This window comes from Streptomyces sp. NPDC054047 (assembly GCF_055585065.1).
The window spans coordinates 56,386-74,785 of sequence record NZ_JBVJKV010000013.1; the positions used below are offsets into that span (position 1 = coordinate 56,386).

General features: G+C 73.2%; 14 protein-coding genes. 3 read left to right on the forward strand and 11 right to left on the reverse strand.

Features of this window, described 5'->3' with window-relative positions:
• Nucleotides 1-51: 51 nt before the first annotated feature.
• From ACZ6ZP_RS35870 to ACZ6ZP_RS35915, 10 genes are all read right to left on the reverse strand, one after another.
• A complete protein-coding gene (locus ACZ6ZP_RS35870; protein ID WP_361469314.1) occupies nt 52-1,671 on the reverse strand; it encodes a PucR family transcriptional regulator in 1,620 nt (539 codons plus the stop codon).
• Nucleotides 1,672-1,842: 171 nt separating this feature from the next.
• Complete coding sequence (gene menC / locus ACZ6ZP_RS35875; protein WP_399982295.1) at nt 1,843-2,952, reverse strand: o-succinylbenzoate synthase; 1,110 nt, start codon at nt 2,950-2,952, stop codon at nt 1,843-1,845.
• A 26-nt stretch (nt 2,953-2,978) separates the two neighbouring features.
• Nucleotides 2,979-3,875, reverse strand: coding sequence for a GNAT family N-acetyltransferase (locus ACZ6ZP_RS35880; protein ID WP_399982143.1), 897 nt, complete (start codon nt 3,873-3,875; stop codon nt 2,979-2,981).
• Nucleotides 3,868-5,049: a M20 family metallopeptidase gene (locus ACZ6ZP_RS35885; protein WP_399982146.1), complete on the reverse strand. Its 1,182-nt coding sequence runs from the start codon at nt 5,047-5,049 to the stop codon at nt 3,868-3,870. The genes ACZ6ZP_RS35880 and ACZ6ZP_RS35885 overlap by 8 nt, the downstream gene beginning before the upstream one ends.
• A 1-nt stretch (nt 5,050) precedes the next feature.
• Nucleotides 5,051-8,419, reverse strand: a complete 3,369-nt coding sequence (locus ACZ6ZP_RS35890; protein WP_469409997.1) for a serine hydrolase — start codon at nt 8,417-8,419, stop codon at nt 5,051-5,053.
• A 45-nt stretch (nt 8,420-8,464) separates the two neighbouring features.
• On the reverse strand, nt 8,465-9,517 hold the full coding sequence (locus ACZ6ZP_RS35895) for a dipeptidase (RefSeq protein ID WP_351169923.1): 1,053 nt from the start codon (nt 9,515-9,517) through the stop codon (nt 8,465-8,467).
• Nucleotides 9,514-10,488: an ABC transporter ATP-binding protein gene (locus ACZ6ZP_RS35900; protein WP_399982155.1), complete on the reverse strand. Its 975-nt coding sequence runs from the start codon at nt 10,486-10,488 to the stop codon at nt 9,514-9,516. Before ACZ6ZP_RS35900 ends, ACZ6ZP_RS35895 begins: the two co-directional genes overlap by 4 nt.
• Complete coding sequence (locus tag ACZ6ZP_RS35905) at nt 10,485-12,464, reverse strand: dipeptide/oligopeptide/nickel ABC transporter permease/ATP-binding protein (protein WP_469409999.1); 1,980 nt, start codon at nt 12,462-12,464, stop codon at nt 10,485-10,487. Before ACZ6ZP_RS35905 ends, ACZ6ZP_RS35900 begins: the two co-directional genes overlap by 4 nt.
• 3 nt (nt 12,465-12,467) lie before the next feature.
• Nucleotides 12,468-13,469, reverse strand: coding sequence for an ABC transporter permease (locus tag ACZ6ZP_RS35910; protein ID WP_351169914.1), 1,002 nt, complete (start codon nt 13,467-13,469; stop codon nt 12,468-12,470).
• Between the two features lie 165 nt (nt 13,470-13,634).
• Entirely contained in the window at nt 13,635-14,096 is a 462-nt protein-coding gene (locus ACZ6ZP_RS35915; protein ID WP_351169911.1) for a winged helix-turn-helix transcriptional regulator, read from the reverse strand.
• 141 nt (nt 14,097-14,237) lie between these two features.
• Between ACZ6ZP_RS35915 and ACZ6ZP_RS35920 the strand changes: the two genes are divergently transcribed.
• A complete protein-coding gene (locus ACZ6ZP_RS35920) occupies nt 14,238-15,407 on the forward strand; it encodes a thiolase family protein (RefSeq protein WP_366463153.1) in 1,170 nt (389 codons plus the stop codon).
• A 34-nt stretch (nt 15,408-15,441) separates the two neighbouring features.
• Here ACZ6ZP_RS35920 and ACZ6ZP_RS35925 read toward each other — a convergent pair whose 3' ends face one another.
• Entirely contained in the window at nt 15,442-16,146 is a 705-nt protein-coding gene (locus ACZ6ZP_RS35925; protein ID WP_351169905.1) for a TVP38/TMEM64 family protein, read from the reverse strand.
• 49 nt (nt 16,147-16,195) lie between these two features.
• On the opposite strand from ACZ6ZP_RS35925, the gene ACZ6ZP_RS35930 reads away from it, so the two are divergent.
• Together ACZ6ZP_RS35930 and tuf are read left to right on the forward strand one after the other, a co-directional pair.
• Nucleotides 16,196-16,894 carry a DNA alkylation repair protein gene (locus ACZ6ZP_RS35930; protein WP_469410003.1) on the forward strand — a complete coding sequence of 233 codons (699 nt, stop codon included), beginning with the start codon at nt 16,196-16,198 and terminating at the stop codon, nt 16,892-16,894.
• A gap of 319 nt (nt 16,895-17,213) precedes the next feature.
• Nucleotides 17,214-18,383 (forward strand): elongation factor Tu, encoded by a 1,170-nt coding sequence (tuf, locus tag ACZ6ZP_RS35935; RefSeq protein WP_351169899.1) that lies wholly within the window; start codon nt 17,214-17,216, stop codon nt 18,381-18,383.
• Nucleotides 18,384-18,400 lie beyond the last annotated feature (17 nt).

Below are 18,400 nucleotides of genomic sequence, written 5' to 3' on the forward strand. Positions count from 1 at the left end.
ATGCGGGAGGGCCCGTTCCATCGTCCGGCACCAAACCGGTGGGGTGAACTGCTAGGACCGTCGCGCGTGCGGCCACAGCCGCAGTTGCAGCATCGCGGCGAACCGCGCGTCGCTGTCCGTCAGGTCGAGGCCGCCCACCTCCGCGAGCCGCCGCAGCCGGTAGCGGAAGGTGTTCGGGTGCACATGGACGGCGGCGGACGCCGCTGCCACGTCGCCGAACGCGTCGAGCCACGCCCGCAGCGTCTCGACCAGACAGGTGTGGTGCGCCGCGTCGTACGCGCCGAGCCGGGCCACGGGGCCGGACGGCGGGTCGCCGCGTTCGGCGATCACGTCGGTGAGCTCCAGGAGCAGCGACTCGACGAGTACGTCGGTGATGCGGGCCACCGAGCGCTTCCCCTCGCCCGCGCGCAGCACCCGCAGCGCCCGGTCGGCGCCTGCGCGGGAGGCGGGCAGGGCGGTGCTCTCCCGCGCGAGCGGGCCGACCCCGACGAGCAACTCCTGCCGCTCGCCCACCCGTTCCAGGAACTCGTCGGCGACCCGGGCGGCCCGCTCCTCGGGGTCGGGACGCCCCGCCGGTGCCGGGACGATCCCGTAGACGACGTCACCGACGAGCGCGGCGGCCGAGCGGGGGTGGACGGCGGTCAGGTGCATCGCGAACGCGTCGGCGAGGCGCTGCCGTTCGGCCACGTACCGGGCGTGCCGCGCGACGGAGCGCTCGCCGTCCGCGCGGTCCGCGACGGCGAGGGCGAGCACCACGCCCGGCTGTTCGGCGAGCCCGAGGCGGGCGACGGCCTCGGCCGTGCCCGGCCCGCCCTCCAGGGCCGTGCCCACGAGGTCGGCGCGCAGCCGCCGTTCGACGTCGGCGCCCGCGCGCAGTCGCAGCAGATGCAGCGCGACCAGCTTGGCCGCGTCGCGCAGGGCCTGGTCGCGCTCGGCGCTGAGCGGTCCGTGGACCGCGGCCCAGATGGAGCCGAGTATCTCGTCACCGGCGCGCACGGCCAGGGCCACCCGCGGCAGGCTGAGATCGCCGCCCTCCACCTCCACGAGGGGCTCCACATAGACGGGGCGGTCGCTGCGGTACATGGCCTGGAAGACCCCGCGCTCCTCCAGGACGCGGGTGAAGCGTTCGGGCACCTGGCGGCCGAGGATGGTCTCGACGCGCGAGGGGTCGGCCTCGTCCTGCCGGCCGGAGAAGGCGAGCACCCGCCAGCTGCGGTCCTCGATGGTCACGGGTGCGTCCAGGAGCGCGCCCACCGCGTTGGCCAGCGCGAACAGATCCCCGGACGACACCCCGCCCAGCGTCTCGTGGCCCCTCTCGCCGACGTCGCCCTCGGCGATGAGCGCGCGCAGCATCGCGGCGAGCTGTGCCCACGACGCACCGCGCGTCAGGCCGAGCAGCGCGACCCCGGAGCGCCGCACCGCCTCCGTGATCTTCTCGTCGACGGCGACGGGCGCGCGGACGACGAGCCCCGCGGCACCCTGCGTGCCGAGGGCGTCGAGCAGCAGGACGATCTGCACCGGGTCGTGCACGGCGACACCGAGCACGAGCGCCTGCGGGGGCGGCACCGGTTCGTCGTGCGGGTCGTGGATGACGACGCCGCCGATGTCATCGGCGCCGTCGGGGTCGCCGCACACGAGGTCCAGGAGGGTGGGACCCAGGTCCTCGAGCACGCGCCGCAGGCTGGCTCGCGGATGGGTGGTCACCGGTATGAGCACGCTTCCTCCCGTGGGGCGAGAGACGGCTTTCTGGGCGTCACACGTCCTATACGTCGTATAGGCCGGATGGGTGGCGATCTTACGGGGAGTTCCTCGCGTACGACAGGGGTGTGCGCGGCGTCGGCATCAGGCGGGCAGCCACTCCGTGGACACCGTCACCGCGTCGAGGGCGTCCGCGAGCGGCTCCACGCCGATGCCGGGCCCGGCCGGCACGGGCAGGTGGCCGTCGTCGAGGGTGAACGGCTCGGTGATGTCGGTGCGGTAGTAGCGGTCGGAGGCGGAGGTGTCCCCGGGCACCGTGAAGCCGGGCAGCGCCGCCAGGGCGACGTTCGCGGCCCTGCCGAGCCCGGTCTCCAGCATCCCGCCGCACCACACGGGCACTCCGTGGGCCGCGCACACGTCGTGGATGCGGCGGGCCTCCAGATAGCCGCCGACCCGGCCCGGCTTGATGTTCACGATGCTCGTGGCGCCCAGGGCGATCGCGTCGGCGGCGGCGCGGGCCGAGGTGATGGACTCGTCCAGGCAGATCGGCGTACGCACCTGACGGGCCAGCTCCGCGTGGCCGATCAAGTCGTCCTCGGGCAGCGGCTGTTCGATGAGGAGCAGGTCGAACGGGTCGAGCCGGGCCAGGTGGCGCGCGTCGGCGCGGGTGTAGGCGGTGTTCGCGTCGACCTGGAGCAGCACGTCGTCGCCGAACCGCTCACGCACGGCGCGCACCGGGGCGACGTCCCAACCGGGCGCGATCTTCAGCTTGATGCGTACGTAGCCGTCGTCGAGGTACCCCGCGACGGCCTCCAGGAGCTCCGGCACCGAATCCATGATCCCGACCGAAACCCCGCAGGGCACCCGATCGCGCACGGCACCCAGCTCCCGCGACAGCGGTACGCCGCGCTCGCGCAACTCGGCGTCCAGGACCGCCATTTCGAGGGCCGCCTTCGCCATCAGATGCCCCTTGAAGGGGCTGAGCACGGGAGCGACCGTGGACGCGTCGAGCCGGGTCCTGCCGCCGGTGAGGGCGGGGACGAGGAAGCGGCGCAGCACGTCCGCGCAGGCGTCGACGTACTCGGACGAGTACAGCGGATCGCTCATCGCGACGCACTCGCCCCAGCCCTCGGCGTCGGGCGTGACGGCGCGCAGCAGCAGGGCCTCGCGGACGGTCTGCGTGCCGAACGAGGTCCTGAACGGCGCCACCAGCGGCATCCGGACGCGGCGGATCTCGACTCCGGTGAGCTTCATGCCGTGTTCCTTCATGCCGGGTTCCTTCATGACGTGTTCTTCCTTTCGACGATGTACCGGCCCGCCCGGTCGAAGCCGGTGATCCGTGCCCCGTCCGCGAGCAGTCCGCCCAGGACGTCGCGCAGGGCGGAGCGCCAGACGGCGGCCAGGGCGGGGTCGGTGGCGCGCAGCTTCTCGATGTCGCCGGGTACGGCGACCAGGACGGCCGGGCCTTCGAGGGTGCCGAGGACCGGGCGGTCCTCCGGCGAGACGCCGAGGCCGGTGACGGCGCCCGCCGTGCGCGGCGCGGGGCGCTGCCCCGCGCAGGCCAGGACGGCCTCGGGGGCGGCGAGACGCCAGGTGACCAGGAGGCGGTCGGTGTCGTCGGAGCCGTTGATGCCGTCGTTCATCGGGCCGTAGAAGTTGGGCAGGTACTCGGTGGGCGCGGCGGCCAGTTTGCCGAGGTTGAAGTAGGCGTTGCGGCGCACCAGCGGGTCGAACGTCCAGGAGATCTCGGCCACTTGGTGCCGCAGGGCCCAGGCACGCTGGTGCAGCTTCAGGGCGTAGCCGACGTTGCGGCCGCGCATCCCCGCGGCCACGCCGGCGATGTGGCTGTGCAGGGCCGCTTCGGCGGGCGGCGAGAAGAACCCGATGCAGGCGCCGACGAGTTCGCCGCCGTCGAAGGCGCCGCCCACGTAGCTGCCCGCCTTGGTGAGCGCGCGCAGCAGCTCGGTCGTCACGGGCGGGGCCTTCCCGTCCGGCCGCCAGATCCCCTCGTAGAGGCTCTCTACGGCCTCCAGGTGGGCCAGGTCGGCGAGTTGCCGTACGGAAACGCGGGCCGAGCGGGCCGCGGACTCCGCCGCGGCGACCGCCTCACCGGCCACGGCTCCCGCGCCGGCGGGGCGGCCCCTGTCGCTGGACAGATCGCTGGACAGATCAATCACTGGTGTCATCTTCTTTGCCGTGGGGGCGCTGGGCGTGATCAAGGAGTTCCCGCAGCAGTGCCGTGAGCAGGGCGGTCCGTCGGGGCAGGTGGGCCACCTCGACGTGTTCGTGGTCGGCGTGGGCGCCGCCGCCGACGGCACCGAGGCCGTCCAGGGTGGGGGTGCCGACGCCCGCGGTGAAGTTGCCGTCCGACGCGCCGCCGACGGCGACCGCGCGGAGCGGTCCGACGCCCAGGTCGTCGGCGATCCGGGCGGCGCGGGCGAACAGGTCCCGTGACGCGTCGCCGGACATGGGCGGCCGGTTGGGGCCTCCGACGACCTCCACGCGGGCGCCGTCGAGCACCGGGCGCAGCGCCCGCATCGCGGTGTCCACCCGGTCCTGCTCGGCGGTGTCGCGCACCCGCACGTCGACGGCGAACTCTCCTTGTGCGGCCACGGTGTTCGTGGTGGTGCCCGCGGTGAGCACGGTCGGCGTGACGGTGGTCCCGGCGGCGGCGTCGCCGAGCGCCGCGACGGCGAGGATCTGGTGGGCCGCCTCGACGCTCGCGTTCACGCCGAGATGGGGTTCGAGCCCCGCGTGGGCGGCGCGGCCCCGCAGCAGCACGTCGTACAGGGACACGCCCTTGCGTTCCGTCTTCAGGGCGCCGCCGTCCGCCGACGCCTCCAGGACCAGGGCCGCGTCGCAGCCGCGCGCCTCGGCCTCGATGAGCGCGCGGGACGACGGTGAGCCGAGCTCCTCGTCGCCGGTGATCAGCACGGTCACGCCGTCGGTGCTGTCCAGCGCGGCCAGGGCGTGGAACGCCATCACCACGCCGGTCTTCATGTCGAAGCAGCCGGGCCCGCGCAGCACGCCGTTCTCGACGCCGAACGGATGGGTGGCGAGCGACCCGAGGGGCCACACCGTGTCGTGGTGCCCGACGATCAGGACGCGGCGCGGCCCCTCGCCGAGCCGCCAGCGCAGATGGGTGCGCCCGTCGATGACGACGCGCTCGGCGGTGGCGTCCAGATGCGCGGCCCCCACCTCGGCCACCAGCTCGGCGCTGCGGGCCACGGCCGCCAGGTCGGCGGACGGCGACTCGCAGCGCACCAGGAGTTCGATGTCGGCGAGGATCTTGGGCAGCGCGGCCTCGAAGTCGCGTACGAGCGCAGCCGGTTGCGGTGCGGGGACGGTCATGTCAGCCCACCTTCGGGGTGGCGCGGGCGCCGTAGTGGAGGTACGGCTCGCCGGTCGGCAGCGTGTAGAAGGTCACCGGGACCCAGGTCTGCTTGCCGGGCTGCTGGAAGACGAACCGGGATGCGCCGACCGGGACGAGCGTGAACTCTTGGGTGGGCGTGGGGTCCAGCTCGGCCAGCGGCCCCGTCACGGTCTGCCGCAGTCTCAACTCACCGCCTGACGCGCGGACTTCGATGTGCGCGCCGGCCCGCTCGTAGACCCCGGTGTGCCGGGAGCCGTCCACGGTCGGCGGCCGGTCGGCCGGAGCCAGGGGGCGGGGCATGGTGAGCCCCGCCACGTCGGCGAAGATCTCCCGGAACAGCTCCTCGTACAGGTCGAGCGTGTTGCCGCCGTTCGTCAGGAGCGTCACCGCGAGCCCCTGGTCGGGCAGCACCCGCAGGAACGCGGACTGGCCGATGGTGTTGCCGTCGTGCCCGTACAGCCGCTGTCCGTCCCAGCCGAACCGGATCCAGCCCAGGCCCCAGGAGTCGCCCAGGGTGTGCCGGTCCGGCAGGTCGGTCTGGTGGGCGGCCATCTGTGCCGCGCTCTTCTCGCTCAGGACACGGGTGCCGTCCGGGCCCAGGCCCCCGGTCAGATGCAGCCGGGCGAAGGCGAGCACGTCCGCGGTGTCGGCGCTGATGAGACCGGCGGGGCCGACCGAGCGCGGCAGCCCCCACACCGGGGCGGGCGCGGGCTTCGCGTCGCCCTCGGCGACATGGCCGACCGCGGCGCGCAGGAGCAGCGCCTCCTCCGGGAGCGTCAGCGCGCGCTTCAGGCCCAGCGGCGTGAAGAGCCGCTCGCGCAGCGCGGCGTCCCAGGTGAGACCCGTCAGCTTCTCGATGACCCGACCGGCCAGGTTGAAGCCCGAGTTGCAGTACGAGAACGTCGCGCCCAGGGGGTGGCTCTGCGGCGTCTCGTCGAGCAGTTCGACGTAGCGCTCCAGGCAGTCGTCGCCGCGGCCGGTGTCGGTGAAGACGTCGCCGTCGATGCCGCTGGTGTGGGTGAGCAGATGCCGCATCGTCACCTGCTTGGTGACGGCCGGGTCGGCCAGGCGCAGGTCGGGCAGGACGTCGACGAGCGGGGCGTCCAGGTCCAGCTTGCCCTCGTCGACGAGCTGCAGGACGACGGTCGCCGTCCAGACCTTGGTGACGGACCCGATCTGGAAGACCGAGTCGTCGGTGACCTCCACGCCGGTGGCGGTGTTCAGGACGCCGTGATGGGCCTGGAGTACGTCGTCCTCCACACCGTCCGGACCGAGCCGCAGAATGCCGAGGGCCGCGCCGGGCACCTTGTGCGCCGTGGCCAGTTCGGCCAGGCGGCGCTGCCAGTGGGCCGTGTCGAGGGGCACCTTGCGCGGCCGTCCGGGCACCCCGGCGTACTGCTCCACCCAGTCCACGACGCGCCGGTTGAAGTCGGCCCGGTGGGAGGGCAGGCCGTCGAGCGGGAACAGATGCGCGCCGCCCGGGTACAGCACCAGTTCGGTGGGAACACCCCGCGCCCGCAGCGCGGTGAACCACTGCTCGGCCTGCCCGACGGGGCAGCGATCGTCGTCGCCGCCCTGCACGACGAGGGTCGGGGTGCGCACCTGGTCGACGTGGGTCAGCGGCGACTGGCGCGCGTAGTGCTCGCGGTCCGTCCACGGCGGGCCGCCGAGCTCGGCCACGCCGAGCAGATGCGCGGCGTCGGACGTCCCGGCGACGCTGGTCAGATCGCTGACCACGCCGCCCGCGACGGCCGCGGCGAACCGGTCGTCACGGCTGGTCAGATAGCAGGTCATGAACCCGCCGTAGCTGTATCCGGTGACGGCCAGGCGGCGCGGGTCGGCGATGCCCTCGGCGACGAGCTGGTCGAGGGGTTCGGTGAAGTCCCCGGCATCGCGCAGGCCCCAGCCGCCGAGCGCCGCCGTGAAGAACTCCTCGCCGTAGCCGTCGCTGCCGCGCGGGTTGACCAGCAGCACCGTCCAGCCGCGGGCGGCGAGCACCTGGTGGTAGAGGTGCCCGGAGTCGGCCGCGCCGTTCCACGCGTTGTGCGGGCCGCCGTGGATGTCCAGGAGCAGGGGAGCGGGGCCGTCGAGGGCCGGGTCGCGCACCAGCCAGCCGTGCACCACCGTGCCGTCGGAGACGGTGAACTCCCGCTCCTCGCGCACGAACAGCTCGGGTGCGCCGTCGTAGCCGCCGTGCCCGGTGCGGGTGTCCAGCGTGCCGGTGGCGAGGTCGACCGTGGCTATCTCCCCGTAGGAGGTCGCGGTGGACAGCACGACCGCGACGGTGCCGCCCGCGGTGGACACCCCGCTGACCTGGAGCGCGTCACCGCCGACCGCGCACCGCGGGATGCCGCTCCCGTCGGCGTCGGCGACGTACAGCCGCGTGCTGCCGCGATCCCGCAGGCAGACGAGTACGTGGTCTCCGTCGGCGGTGAGCCGGGGCGGCGCGCCGGGGTAGCCGGGCCCGCCGAGCATGACGTTGCGGTCCAGGGCGCCGGTGAGGTCGACGGGCGGTCCTGCTCCTTGCCCGGCGACCGGCACACGCAGCAGCCGGGCGTGGCCGACGGCGGTACCGGTCGAGCCGACGACCAGGAGTGCCTCGCCGTCCGCCGTCCACGTCACGGCCGCCGCCTGCCCGTCGGCCGAGCCCACCCGCACCGGCTCGGCGGAGCGCGGCCCCACGTCGATGACGTACGCCGCGCTGCGGAACGTCAGGTCCGCGTCCTCCTCGCGTGCGGCGGGGAACGCCAGGCGGGTTCCGTCGGGCGACCAGGCGGGGGCGCCTGCGTGCCAGTCGCCGCGGGTGAGCTGCCGGACCTCGCGGTCGGCGACGCGCACCACGTGCAGGTGGGTGCGGATGGTGCGCAGCAGTCCCGCGCCGTCGGCCTTGTAGCCCAGGCGCCGGGCGACGACGGGCGCCGTGGCGCGTGCGCTGTCACCCTCCGCGTGAGAAGCGCCCGGGTCGACCGGCGCGGTGAACGCGAGCGCACTGCCGTCCGGGCTCCACACCGGCGCGCCCGCGCCCAGCGGCAGCGTCGTGAGCTGCTCGGGCTCGCCGCCCGCCACGGGCAGCAGCCACACCTGCGCGGGGCCGTCGCCCGGGGTGCGCAGGAAGGCGAGGCGGGTCCCGTCGGGCGACCAGGCGGGCGCCACGTCCGCCGTGCCGCGCGTCAGTTGGCGGGGTGCGCCGCCGGTGGCGCCGACCTGCCACAGCGTGCGCACGTCCCGGTCGGCGGCACGGTCGGCGGTGCGCAGCACGTACACGATCTCGGCGCCGTCCGGCGAGACCGCGGGCTGCTCGGGCACCGCGAGGTCGTACAGGTCGTCGATGCGCAGGCGTGGGGTCACGGTGCGCCACCTCCTCAAAGGTCGGAAGTCGGGGGCGGTGGTGGTTCAGGAGGCGGGCTGGCCCAGACCCTCGCGGAAGAGACGCAGCACATTGCCGCCCAGGACCCGCGCGACGTCGCCGTGGTCCCAGCCGCGCCGCAGCAGTGCCTCGGTCACCAGCGGAAGCCCGGCGGGCCCTTCGAGGCCGGGCAGGAACTGGTCGGTGCGGACGCCTTCGATGACCGGGTGCGCGCAGCAGGGCGGAATGGTGTCGTCCATGACCTCCTGGACGAAGTCCGGTCCGAGGCCCACGTGGTCGAGGCCCGCGACGTCCGCCAGATGCTCGATGTGGTCGACGAGCCGGTCGAGGGTGTAGTCGCTCTCGTGCAGGAACGGGGCGAAGAAGTTCACGCACACCACGCCGCCGTTCGCGGCGGTCGCCTTCAGCTGGTCGTCGGTGAGGTTGCGGTGGTGGTCGCGCAGCGCACGCGCGGAGGAGTGCGTGGCGATGACCGGCCGGGACGCCAGCTCCAGCACGTGGTCGACCCCGGCGGCGCCGAGATGGCTGATGTCGAACATCATGCCGATGCGCTCCATCTCGGCGACCGCGGCGACGCCCGCCCGCGTCAGCCGGCTCCCGGCCGCGTCCTCGCCGCTGCCGTCGGCGAGCGGCGTACGCCCGAAGTGCGCGAGGGAGGCGATCCGTACGCCCAACCGGTAGAGCGTCTCCAGGAGTTCGACGTCCTCGGCGACGCCCGGCGCGCTCTCCAGGGCGAGCACGAGCGCGATCCTGCCGTCGGCCAGGGCGGCGTCCACCTCGGCGCCGTCGCCGCAGAGCCGGACCGCGTCGGCGTTGCCCTCGGCGAGGCGGTGCGCGGCCTCGATCATGCGCAGCGTCTGGCGCAGCGCTCCCTCGGGCCGGTACGTGTCGTCGATGAACACGGGCAGCACCTGTACGTTCACGCCGCCCGCGTGGAGTTGGGGCAGCCACCGCTGCCGGAAGAACTCCGCCCACCGGTCGACGGGCCGGGCCGTCACCGCGCACAGCAGGTCGTTGTGGGTGTCGGCGACGACGCTGCGCCGGTGCAGTTCGGCGGCCTCGCTCGATGCCGTGGTCATGTCCGGGCTCCCTTCGGTTCGGCGGGTTCCCCCGCGAAGTGACAGGCCGCCCGGTGCGGACGCCGCTCGGCGTCCTGCGCGGGGTCGGCGGTGCGGCACAGGTCGCGGCCGTCCCGGGCGAGGGGGCCGAGAGCGCACCGCGGGTGGTAGCGGCAGCCGGGCGGCGGGCGGTGCGGGTCGCTCGGCTCGGCGTCGGCGGTTCCGGCGACACCGAGGTCCTCGAACAACGGAGTGTTCCAGGACGGGGCGGCACTCAACAGGTCGCGCGTATAGGGGTGTTGAGGGTCGCGGAGCACCTGCTCGGCCGGGCCCGCCTCGACGATCCGCCCCAGGTACATGACGGCGATGATGTCGCTGAGGTAGCGCACGACGGCGAGATTGTGCGAGATGAACAGCATGGACAGGCCCAGACGCTGCCGTACGTCGCGTACGAGATTGAGCACGGCGCCCTGGACCGACACGTCGAGCGCGGAAGTGATCTCGTCGGCGATCACCACCCGCGGCTTCCCGGCCAGCGCGCGGGCCAGCGCGACGCGTTGAAGCTGGCCGCCGGAGAGCTGGGCGGGCAGCGCCTTGGCGCGGCCGGGGTCGAGATTGACCAGTTCGAGGAGCCGCGCGACCTCGGCCCGCTTCTCCTTGGCGCGGTCGCCGCGCGGCATCGCCTCACCGATCGAGGCGCCGACGCTCATGCGCGGGTCCAGCGAGGAGTGCGGGTCCTGGAAGACCATCTGCAACGGGCGGTGCCCCGACAGCCGCCGTACGTCGGTGCCGTCGAGCAGTACCCGTCCCGCGCTGATCGGCGCGAGGCCGACGGCGCTGCGGGCGAGCGTCGACTTCCCGGACCCCGACTCGCCCACCAGGCCGACCACTTGACCGGACGGCACGGTCAGGCTGACTCCGTCGACGGCGGTCAGGCGGCCGCGCCCGCTTCCGTACCGCACGCTCACCTGTTCAAAGACCAGCTCGCTCATACGCCACCTCCGGCGGCCTCGACGTCGACCTGCGCACCGCTTCCGGGACGGATCGCGGGCCCTGCGCCCTGCGGATGCCAGCAGGCCACGCGATGGACGCCGCTGATGGCGCCCACGTCCTCCGGTACCGGGTCCTCGGTCAGGCACCGCTCGTCGGCGAACGAGCAGCGCGCCGCGAAGGAGCAGCCCGCGCCCACCTGGCCGGGCTCCGGCGGCCGCCCGGGGATGAGCGCGAGCGGCGCGTCCCGGTCGGTGTCGAGCGCCGGTACGGAGGCGAGGAGGGCCCGGGTGTAGGGGTGGCGGGCGGCCGTGCGCAGGTCGGCGGTGGGCAGCTCCTCCACGATCCGCCCGGCGTACATCACCAGGACCCTGCGGCAGCTCTGCGCGACGACGGTGATGTCATGGCTGATCAGCAACAGCGCGGCCTGGCCGCCCTGTTGACCGTCCGCGCGTTCGTGCTCCCGCACCTGGGCGAGCAGTCGCAGCACCTGTCGCTGCACGGTGACGTCCAGCGCGGTTGTCGGCTCGTCGGCGATGACCAGGCGCGGTTCGCCCATCAGCCCCATGGCGATCATCGCCCGCTGCCGCATGCCGCCGGAGAACTCGTGCGGATACTGACGTGCCCGCCGTTCGGCCGCGGGCACCCGCACCTCGCGCAGCCGCTCGACGGCCCGCGTGAGCGCCTTTGCGCGCGAGAGCCCCTGATGCTGCTCGGAGACCTCGGCGAGCTGGCGTCCCATCCGCCGGGTCGGGTTGAAGGAGGTCATCGGATCCTGGAACACCAGCGCCAGCGACGTACCGAGAAGCCCGCGCACCTGGGCCTCGGGCACCCCCAGGAGCGGCTTCCCGAGGAACTCCAGGCGGGCCGCGGACACCACTCCGGGCGCCTCGATCAGCCGGGAGACACCGAGCGCGGTCAGGCTCTTCCCGGAGCCGGACTCACCGACCACGCCGACGGATTCCCCGGCGCCGACGGTGAAGCTGACACCCCGCACCGGCGTCACCGGCCCGGCGGCCCCGGGAAAGGCGACGCGCAGATCCTCCACGACCAGCACGGGCCCGCCGTCGGCGGGTTCCGTGGACGCGCGGGCAGCGGAGGCAGGCGTGGGAGCAGGTGCGGCAGCGGGCATCGCGAAGCGCACCGTGGAACGCGCCCCCACCACCCCCGCCACCGTCTCCCCGAACAGGTTGAACGCGAGCCCGGCGACCACCACGGCGACACCCGGCGCGAGGGCGGCCGTGGGATTGACGTAGATCTGGTTGAGCCCCTCGCCGAGCAGCCGCCCCCAGTCGTAGTCCGGGGCCTGCACCCCGATGCCGAGGAACGAGAGCCCGGCGAAGGCGAGCAGTGCCATGCCCGCGCCGATGGTGGCGTTGACCACCAGCGGCTCACCGATGTTGGGCAGCACATGCCGTACGAGAAGACGGAACCGCCCCACCCCCGCCACCCGCGCCGCGGCCACGAAGTCCCGCCCGGCGATCCCCGCGGCCAGCGTCTGCGTGAGCCGGGCGAAGGCGGGCGCCATGGCCAGTCCGATGGCGAGCACCGCCCCCTTGGCCCCGACCCCGAAGATCATGGCGAAGAACAGGGCGAGCAGCAGCCCGGGGAAGGCCACGGCGATGTTCACCACCGAGGTCACGAGCCGCCCCGCCCACCGGGGGAGCACGGAGGGCGCCGTCCCCAGGAGCGTGCCGGCCACCACCCCGATCGCCGTCGCCGTCACGGCGAGCAGGAGCGAGAGGCGCGTGGCGACGAGGACGCGGGCGAGGATGTCCCGCCCCAGGCTGTCGGTGCCGAGCAAGTGCGCGCCGGTCGGCCCCTGTTGGAGGGCGTCCACGTCCACCGCCGATGCCCGGTCGCCCCAGAGCAGGGGCGCGAACAGGGCAAGGGCGAGCAACAGTACGAGCAGCGCGGCCGAACAGGCCCCCACGGGCGTACGCACGACGGCCAGGATCTTCGTACGGGCGTTCCGCATGGCTCAGGCCTCCCGGATCGTCGAGCGTGGATCGAGCACCGCGAGCAACACGTCGACCAGCAGATTCACCGTCAGGACACCGATCCCGTAGACCAGGACGATGCCCTGCACCACGGGGTAGTCCTTCTGCTGGATCGACTGCACGATCGTCGAGCCGAGGCCCGGCCACGCGAAGACGTTCTCCACCAGGACGGTCCCGGCCACCAGGCCGGTCAGCACGAGGCCGCCCATGGTCAGCGTCGCGGTGAGCGCGTTGGGCAGCGCGTGCCGTGCGTAGATCCGCCGGGCGGGCAGCCGTTTGGCGCGTGCCGTGCGGATGAAGTCGTCGCCGAGCACGGCCAGCATCTCGACCCGCACGATCCGCGCCAGGACGGCGGCGGGGCCGACGGCCAGCGCGAGTACGGGCAGCACGTACGAGGCGGGGCCGCCGCGCCCGGCCACGGGGAACCACCCCAGATGGACCGAGAAGACGTAGACGAGCCCGACGGCCAGCAGGAATTCCGGTATGGCCGCCAGCAGCACGCTGGTGGACGTGAACGCCAGCTCCCCGCCCCTGCGCCGCCCGCCGCGGGTCAGCACGGCCATCACCGCACCGACCGGCACCGCCACCACCATGGCGACGGCGAACGCGGCGACGGCCAGCTGCGCGGTCGCGGGCAGGCGGTCGCCGATCTGCTGCGACACCGGCAGATCGCTCAGCACGGATGTGCCGAAGTCGCCGCCGAACACCGACCGCAGGTAGTGCCAGTACTGCGTGAGGAGGCCGTCGTCGAGGCCGAGGGCCTGCCGCCGCGCGTTCACCGTCTCCACCGGCGCCGTCATGCCGAGCGCCGACCGCACCGGGTCCCCGGGCATCAGATGGATCATCGCGAAGGCGGCGGTCACCACCACCCACAGCGACACCACGAACCGCCCGAGCCGCCGTCCGAAGAAGGACAGCCACGGACTTTCCAGCACTCGCGCCCGCGCACCCGGTGGTGCGGGCCTGGCAACCACAGTGGACACCGGCAACGACCTCCGTCGGACTCCGTGTCGGAACCCTGTGAGTGTCGCGTCGGTCGGGCGGCCCGCGATTCGTCCCCGCGCACAAGAAGAACGGGTCGGCTCGTGCCACAGGACAAGGCGGTCACGCGCGTCCGCGGGCCTCGTCCATGCCGCGGTGCGGCTCGATCAGGCGGCCGTGGGGCCCGTCGTCGTCCAGCCGGGGGCCTGCGGGTGCGCGGTGAGGTCGTCGTGGCGCACCTGGTCGCCGCAGGCCGCGCAGGTCACGAGCGGGACCATCTCGTGGCCGCAGACGTGCTCGATGACCATCGGGCGGTCGGCGTCCTTGCGGAGGTGGCGGTCGCCCCAGGCCATCAGGGTCATCAGGACCGGTTCCAGTTCGAGGCCGGCCTGGGTGGGCCGGTACTGGAAGCGCTGCGGGCGCTCGCTGTAGGCGATCTTCTCCAGGACGCCGGCGTCCACCAGGCGGCGCAGGCGCGTCGCGAGGATGTCGCGCGGGGCGCCGATGTTGCGCACCAGCTGGTCGAAGCGTCCGTTGCCGAGGCAGACCTCGCGCAGGACGAGCAGGGAGTACTTCTCGCCGACAAGGGCGAGGGCGTCGGCGATCGAGCAGGGGCGCGCATCCTTCATGCGGGCAGTGTAGAGGAGGGTTTGTTTTTCCAACTCACCGGGCTATGGTGAGTCCAGATTTCCTACTCACTGGTAATCGCCAGGGGGAGCGGGGGAGAGCGACCTCGTGCTGCCCGCCTGGCGCCCTAGGAGGACCGCACCATGCGTGACGCCGTCATCGTCGAAGCCGTACGCACCCCGGTCGGCAAGGGCAAGCCGAACGGCTCCCTCGCCCATGTCCACCCCGTCGAGCTGCTCGCCCACACCCTGCGCACCCTCGTGGAGCGCACGGGCATCGATCCCGCCCAGGTCGACGACGTGATCGGCGGCTGCGTCGACCAGGTCGCCGAGCAGGCCATGAACACGACCCGTTACGCCGTCCTGTCCGCGGGCTTCCCCGAGTCGGTGCCCGCGACCACCGTGGACCGCCAGTGCGGTTCGTCCCAGCAGGCCGTGCACTTCGCCGCGCAGGGCGTCATCTCCGGGGCGTACGACATGGCCGTCGCCTGCGGTGTGGAGTCGATGAGCCGCGTCCCGATGTGGTCGAACGTCCCGGCGGGCGCCGACCCCTTCGGACCGGGCGTCGCCGAGCGCTTCCCCGAAGGGCTCGTCCCGCAGGGCATCAGCGCCGAACTGATAGCCGCCAAGTGGTCCGTCGGCCGCGAGCGGATGGACGTCTTCGCCACGACCTCCCACCAGCGGGCGGCGCGAGCCTGGGACCAGGGCCTGTTCGACGCGGAGGTCGCCCCGATCGACGGCGTCACCCGCGACGAGTCCGTACGCCCCGCCACCACCCCGGAGATCCTCGCGGGCCTGAAGCCCGCCTACGAGGACCCCGCCTTCGGCGAGCGCTTCCCGCAGATCGACTGGTCCGTCACCGCGGGCAACGCGAGCCCCACCAACGACGGGGCGTCCGCGGTCCTCATCACCACCAGCGAGCACGCCGCACGCCTCGGCCTGCGTCCGCTCGCCCGGCTGCACAGCTTCGCCGTCACCGGGTCCGACCCGCTCCTGATGCTCACCGGCATCCTGCCTGCCACCGAAAAGGTGCTGCGCAAGGCTTCGTTGAGCCTCGACGACATCGACCTCTTCGAGGTCAACGAAGCCTTCGCGAGCGTCGTGCTCGCCTGGCTCCAGGAGACCGGCGCGGACCCCGAGAAGGTCAACGTGCACGGCGGGGCGATTGCGTTGGGGCATCCCCTGGGCGCGAGCGGCACGCGTCTGATGACGACACTCGTCCACGCGATGCGGGCGCGGGGCGCGCGCTATGGGTTGCAGACCATGTGCGAGGCGGGGGGCCTGGCCAACGCGACGATCCTGGAGTCCCTGTAGAAGATCCTGGAAGCCCCGGAGCAGGCGAGAGCGTTCAGCGGTCGCGCAAGTGGTGGCGCTTGCACCACGCCACCACCGCGCCCGCCAGGCCCGTCACCGCGATGAAGCCCATCGCGACGAGGAAGGCGGGGGACGTCGGCGTCGAGGCGCGGGCGCCCGCGATGACGTACGCGGCGGTGTTCGGGATCGACCCCAGGCCGGTGGCGAGCAGAAACGGCAGCCATCCCATGCGGGACACCGCCGCGCAGTAGTTGGCGGCCGCGAACGGCACCCCGGGAAACAGCCGCGCCGCCAGCATCGACCGGAAGCCGTGCCTGCTCAGCTGCCCGTCGGCCGCCTGGAGCCAGCGCCCGCGCAGCAGCGGGCGCAGCGCGTCCTGCCCCAGCATCCGGCCGAGCCCGAAGGCGATCCCGGAGCCGAGGACCGTGCCCGCGAGCGCGGCGGTGAGCCCCGCCTGCGAACCGAAGAGGGCGCCTGCCGCCAGATTGAGGATCGGACGCGGTACGAACGCCGTGGTGCACAGGCCGTACGCGAGGGCGAACACCAGCACGGCGGCGGCACCGCCGAGCTGCCGGAGCCCTCCGTCGGAGAGGACCCGCTGCGGCTCGAAGAGCAGCACGCACGTCCCGGCGGCCGCGAGCAGCACCACCAGCAGAGACAGCCGCGACCAGGGCGAGAGCAGGACCCTGGTGCAGCGCACGGCGAGGCCCTGCGGGCGGGCGGCGGCGGTGTCGAGCATCCGGGGAGACTAACCGACAAATGTGTGTGATCGCCGTATGGTGCGTCTCATGAGCGTCACAGTCCCGCGCAGTGACCTGGCGGACACCGTCATGGAGCGGCTCACCACGACGTACCCCAAGGCGGCCGATCCGAAGCGGGCCGTGCGGGCACAGGCGTACATGAAGGACATCGCCCCGTTCCTGGGCCTGCCCTCGCCCCTGCGCCGCGAACTGTCCCGCACGGTCCTCGCCGGGCTGCCGCGCCCCGACGAGGCCGACTGCACGGCGATCGCCCTGCGCTGCTGGGAGCTGCCCGAGCGCGAGTACGCGTACTTCGCCGTCGACCATCTGCGCCGCCACGTGAAGCGCCTCTCCTCGGGGTTCCTGCCGGTCGCCCGCCACCTCGTCACCACGGTCTCCTGGTGGGACACGGTCGACGCGCTCGCCGCGCACGTCGTCGGCGGCCTCGTCACCGCCGATCCGGGGCTCAAGACCGCCATGGACGCCTGGATCGATGACGAGGACCTGTGGGTGGCCCGCACCGCCCTGCTCCACCAGCTCCGCCACAAGGACGCCACCGACACCGGACGCCTCTTCGCCTACTGCCTGCGCCAGTCGGGACACCCCGACTTCTTCATCCGCAAGGCCATCGGCTGGTGCCTGCGCGAGTACGCCAAGACCGATCCGGACGCGGTGCGCGACTTCGTCGAGCGGGAGCGCGGGCGTCTGTCGCCCCTCTCGGCGCGCGAGGCCCTGAAGAACCTCTGAGCACACCGGACTTCACGGACCACGCCGGTCGTCACCCGGCGAAAACCATTCGACGTACCCCCGCCCGTCGGCAATGATCTGCCACATGTTCCGGTACGCCTTCCTCGCAGCTCCGACCGCCCTCGCGGTCGCTGCGAAGGCTGCCGTCTTCCTCTTCGCAGCATTTCCTGTCGACGGCGCCCGACGCTGACCCTCCCCGGACACTCCGGCGGACCCCATAGGGGGAGGGTCGGTCAGGCCCCGGGGGTCCCCGTCCCGAGCGCGCACGCGATGACGTGAGCCCAGGACTTCAGCTTCGAGTTCCGGAGAAGGAACCGCCATGTCCAAGACGGCATACATCCGCACCAAGCCGCACCTCAACATCGGCACGATGGGCCACGTCGACCACGGCAAGACCACCCTGACCGCCGCCATCACCAAGGTCCTCAGCGAGCGCGGCACCGGCACGTTCGTGCCCTTCGACCGCATCGACCGCGCCCCCGAGGAGGCCCAGCGCGGCATCACCATCAACATCTCGCACGTCGAGTACGAGACCGACACCCGGCACTACGCGCACGTGGACATGCCCGGTCACGCCGACTACATCAAGAACATGGTCACCGGCGCCGCGCAGCTGGACGGGGCGATCCTCGTCGTCTCCGCGCTCGACGGGATCATGCCGCAGACCGCCGAGCACGTCCTGCTCGCCCGGCAGGTGGGGGTCGACCACATCGTGGTCGCGCTCAACAAGGCCGACGCGGGCGACGAGGAGCTCACGGACCTCGTCGAGCTGGAGGTGCGCGAGCTGCTCTCCGCGCACGGGTACGGGGGCGACTCCGTCCCCGTCGTACGCGTCTCGGGGCTGAAGGCCCTTGAGGGCGACCCGCGCTGGTCCGCCGCCATCGAGGCGCTGCTCGACGCGGTGGACACCTATGTGCCCATGCCCGAGCGGTACGTCGACGCGCCCTTTCTGCTCTCGGTGGAGAACGTGCTCACCATCACCGGGCGCGGGACCGTCGTCACCGGGGCCGTCGAGCGCGGCCAGGTGCGGATCGGCGACCGGGTGGAGGTGCTCGGCGCGGAGACGGAGACCGTCGTCACCGGTCTGGAGACCTTCGGCAAGCCCATGGAGTCCGCGCAGGCCGGCGACAACGTGGCGCTGCTCCTGCGCGGGGTGCCACGCGACGCCGTACGCCGCGGGCACGTCGTCGCGGAGCCGGGCAGCGTCAGTCCGAGGAGCCGCTTCACCGCCCAGGTGTACGTCCTGTCCACCAAGGAGGGCGGACGGTCGACGCCGATCACGACCGGCTACCGGCCGCAGTTCTACCTCCGCACCGCGGACGTGGTCGGCGACGTCGACCTCGGCGACGCCGCCGTGGCCCGCCCCGGCGACACCGTCACCATGACGGTCGAGCTAGGCCGCGACATGCCCCTGGAGACGGGCCTCGGCTTCGCGATCCGCGAGGGCGGCCGCACCGTCGGCGCGGGCACGGTGACCGAGGTCGGCTGACGGCCGATGCCCGCCTG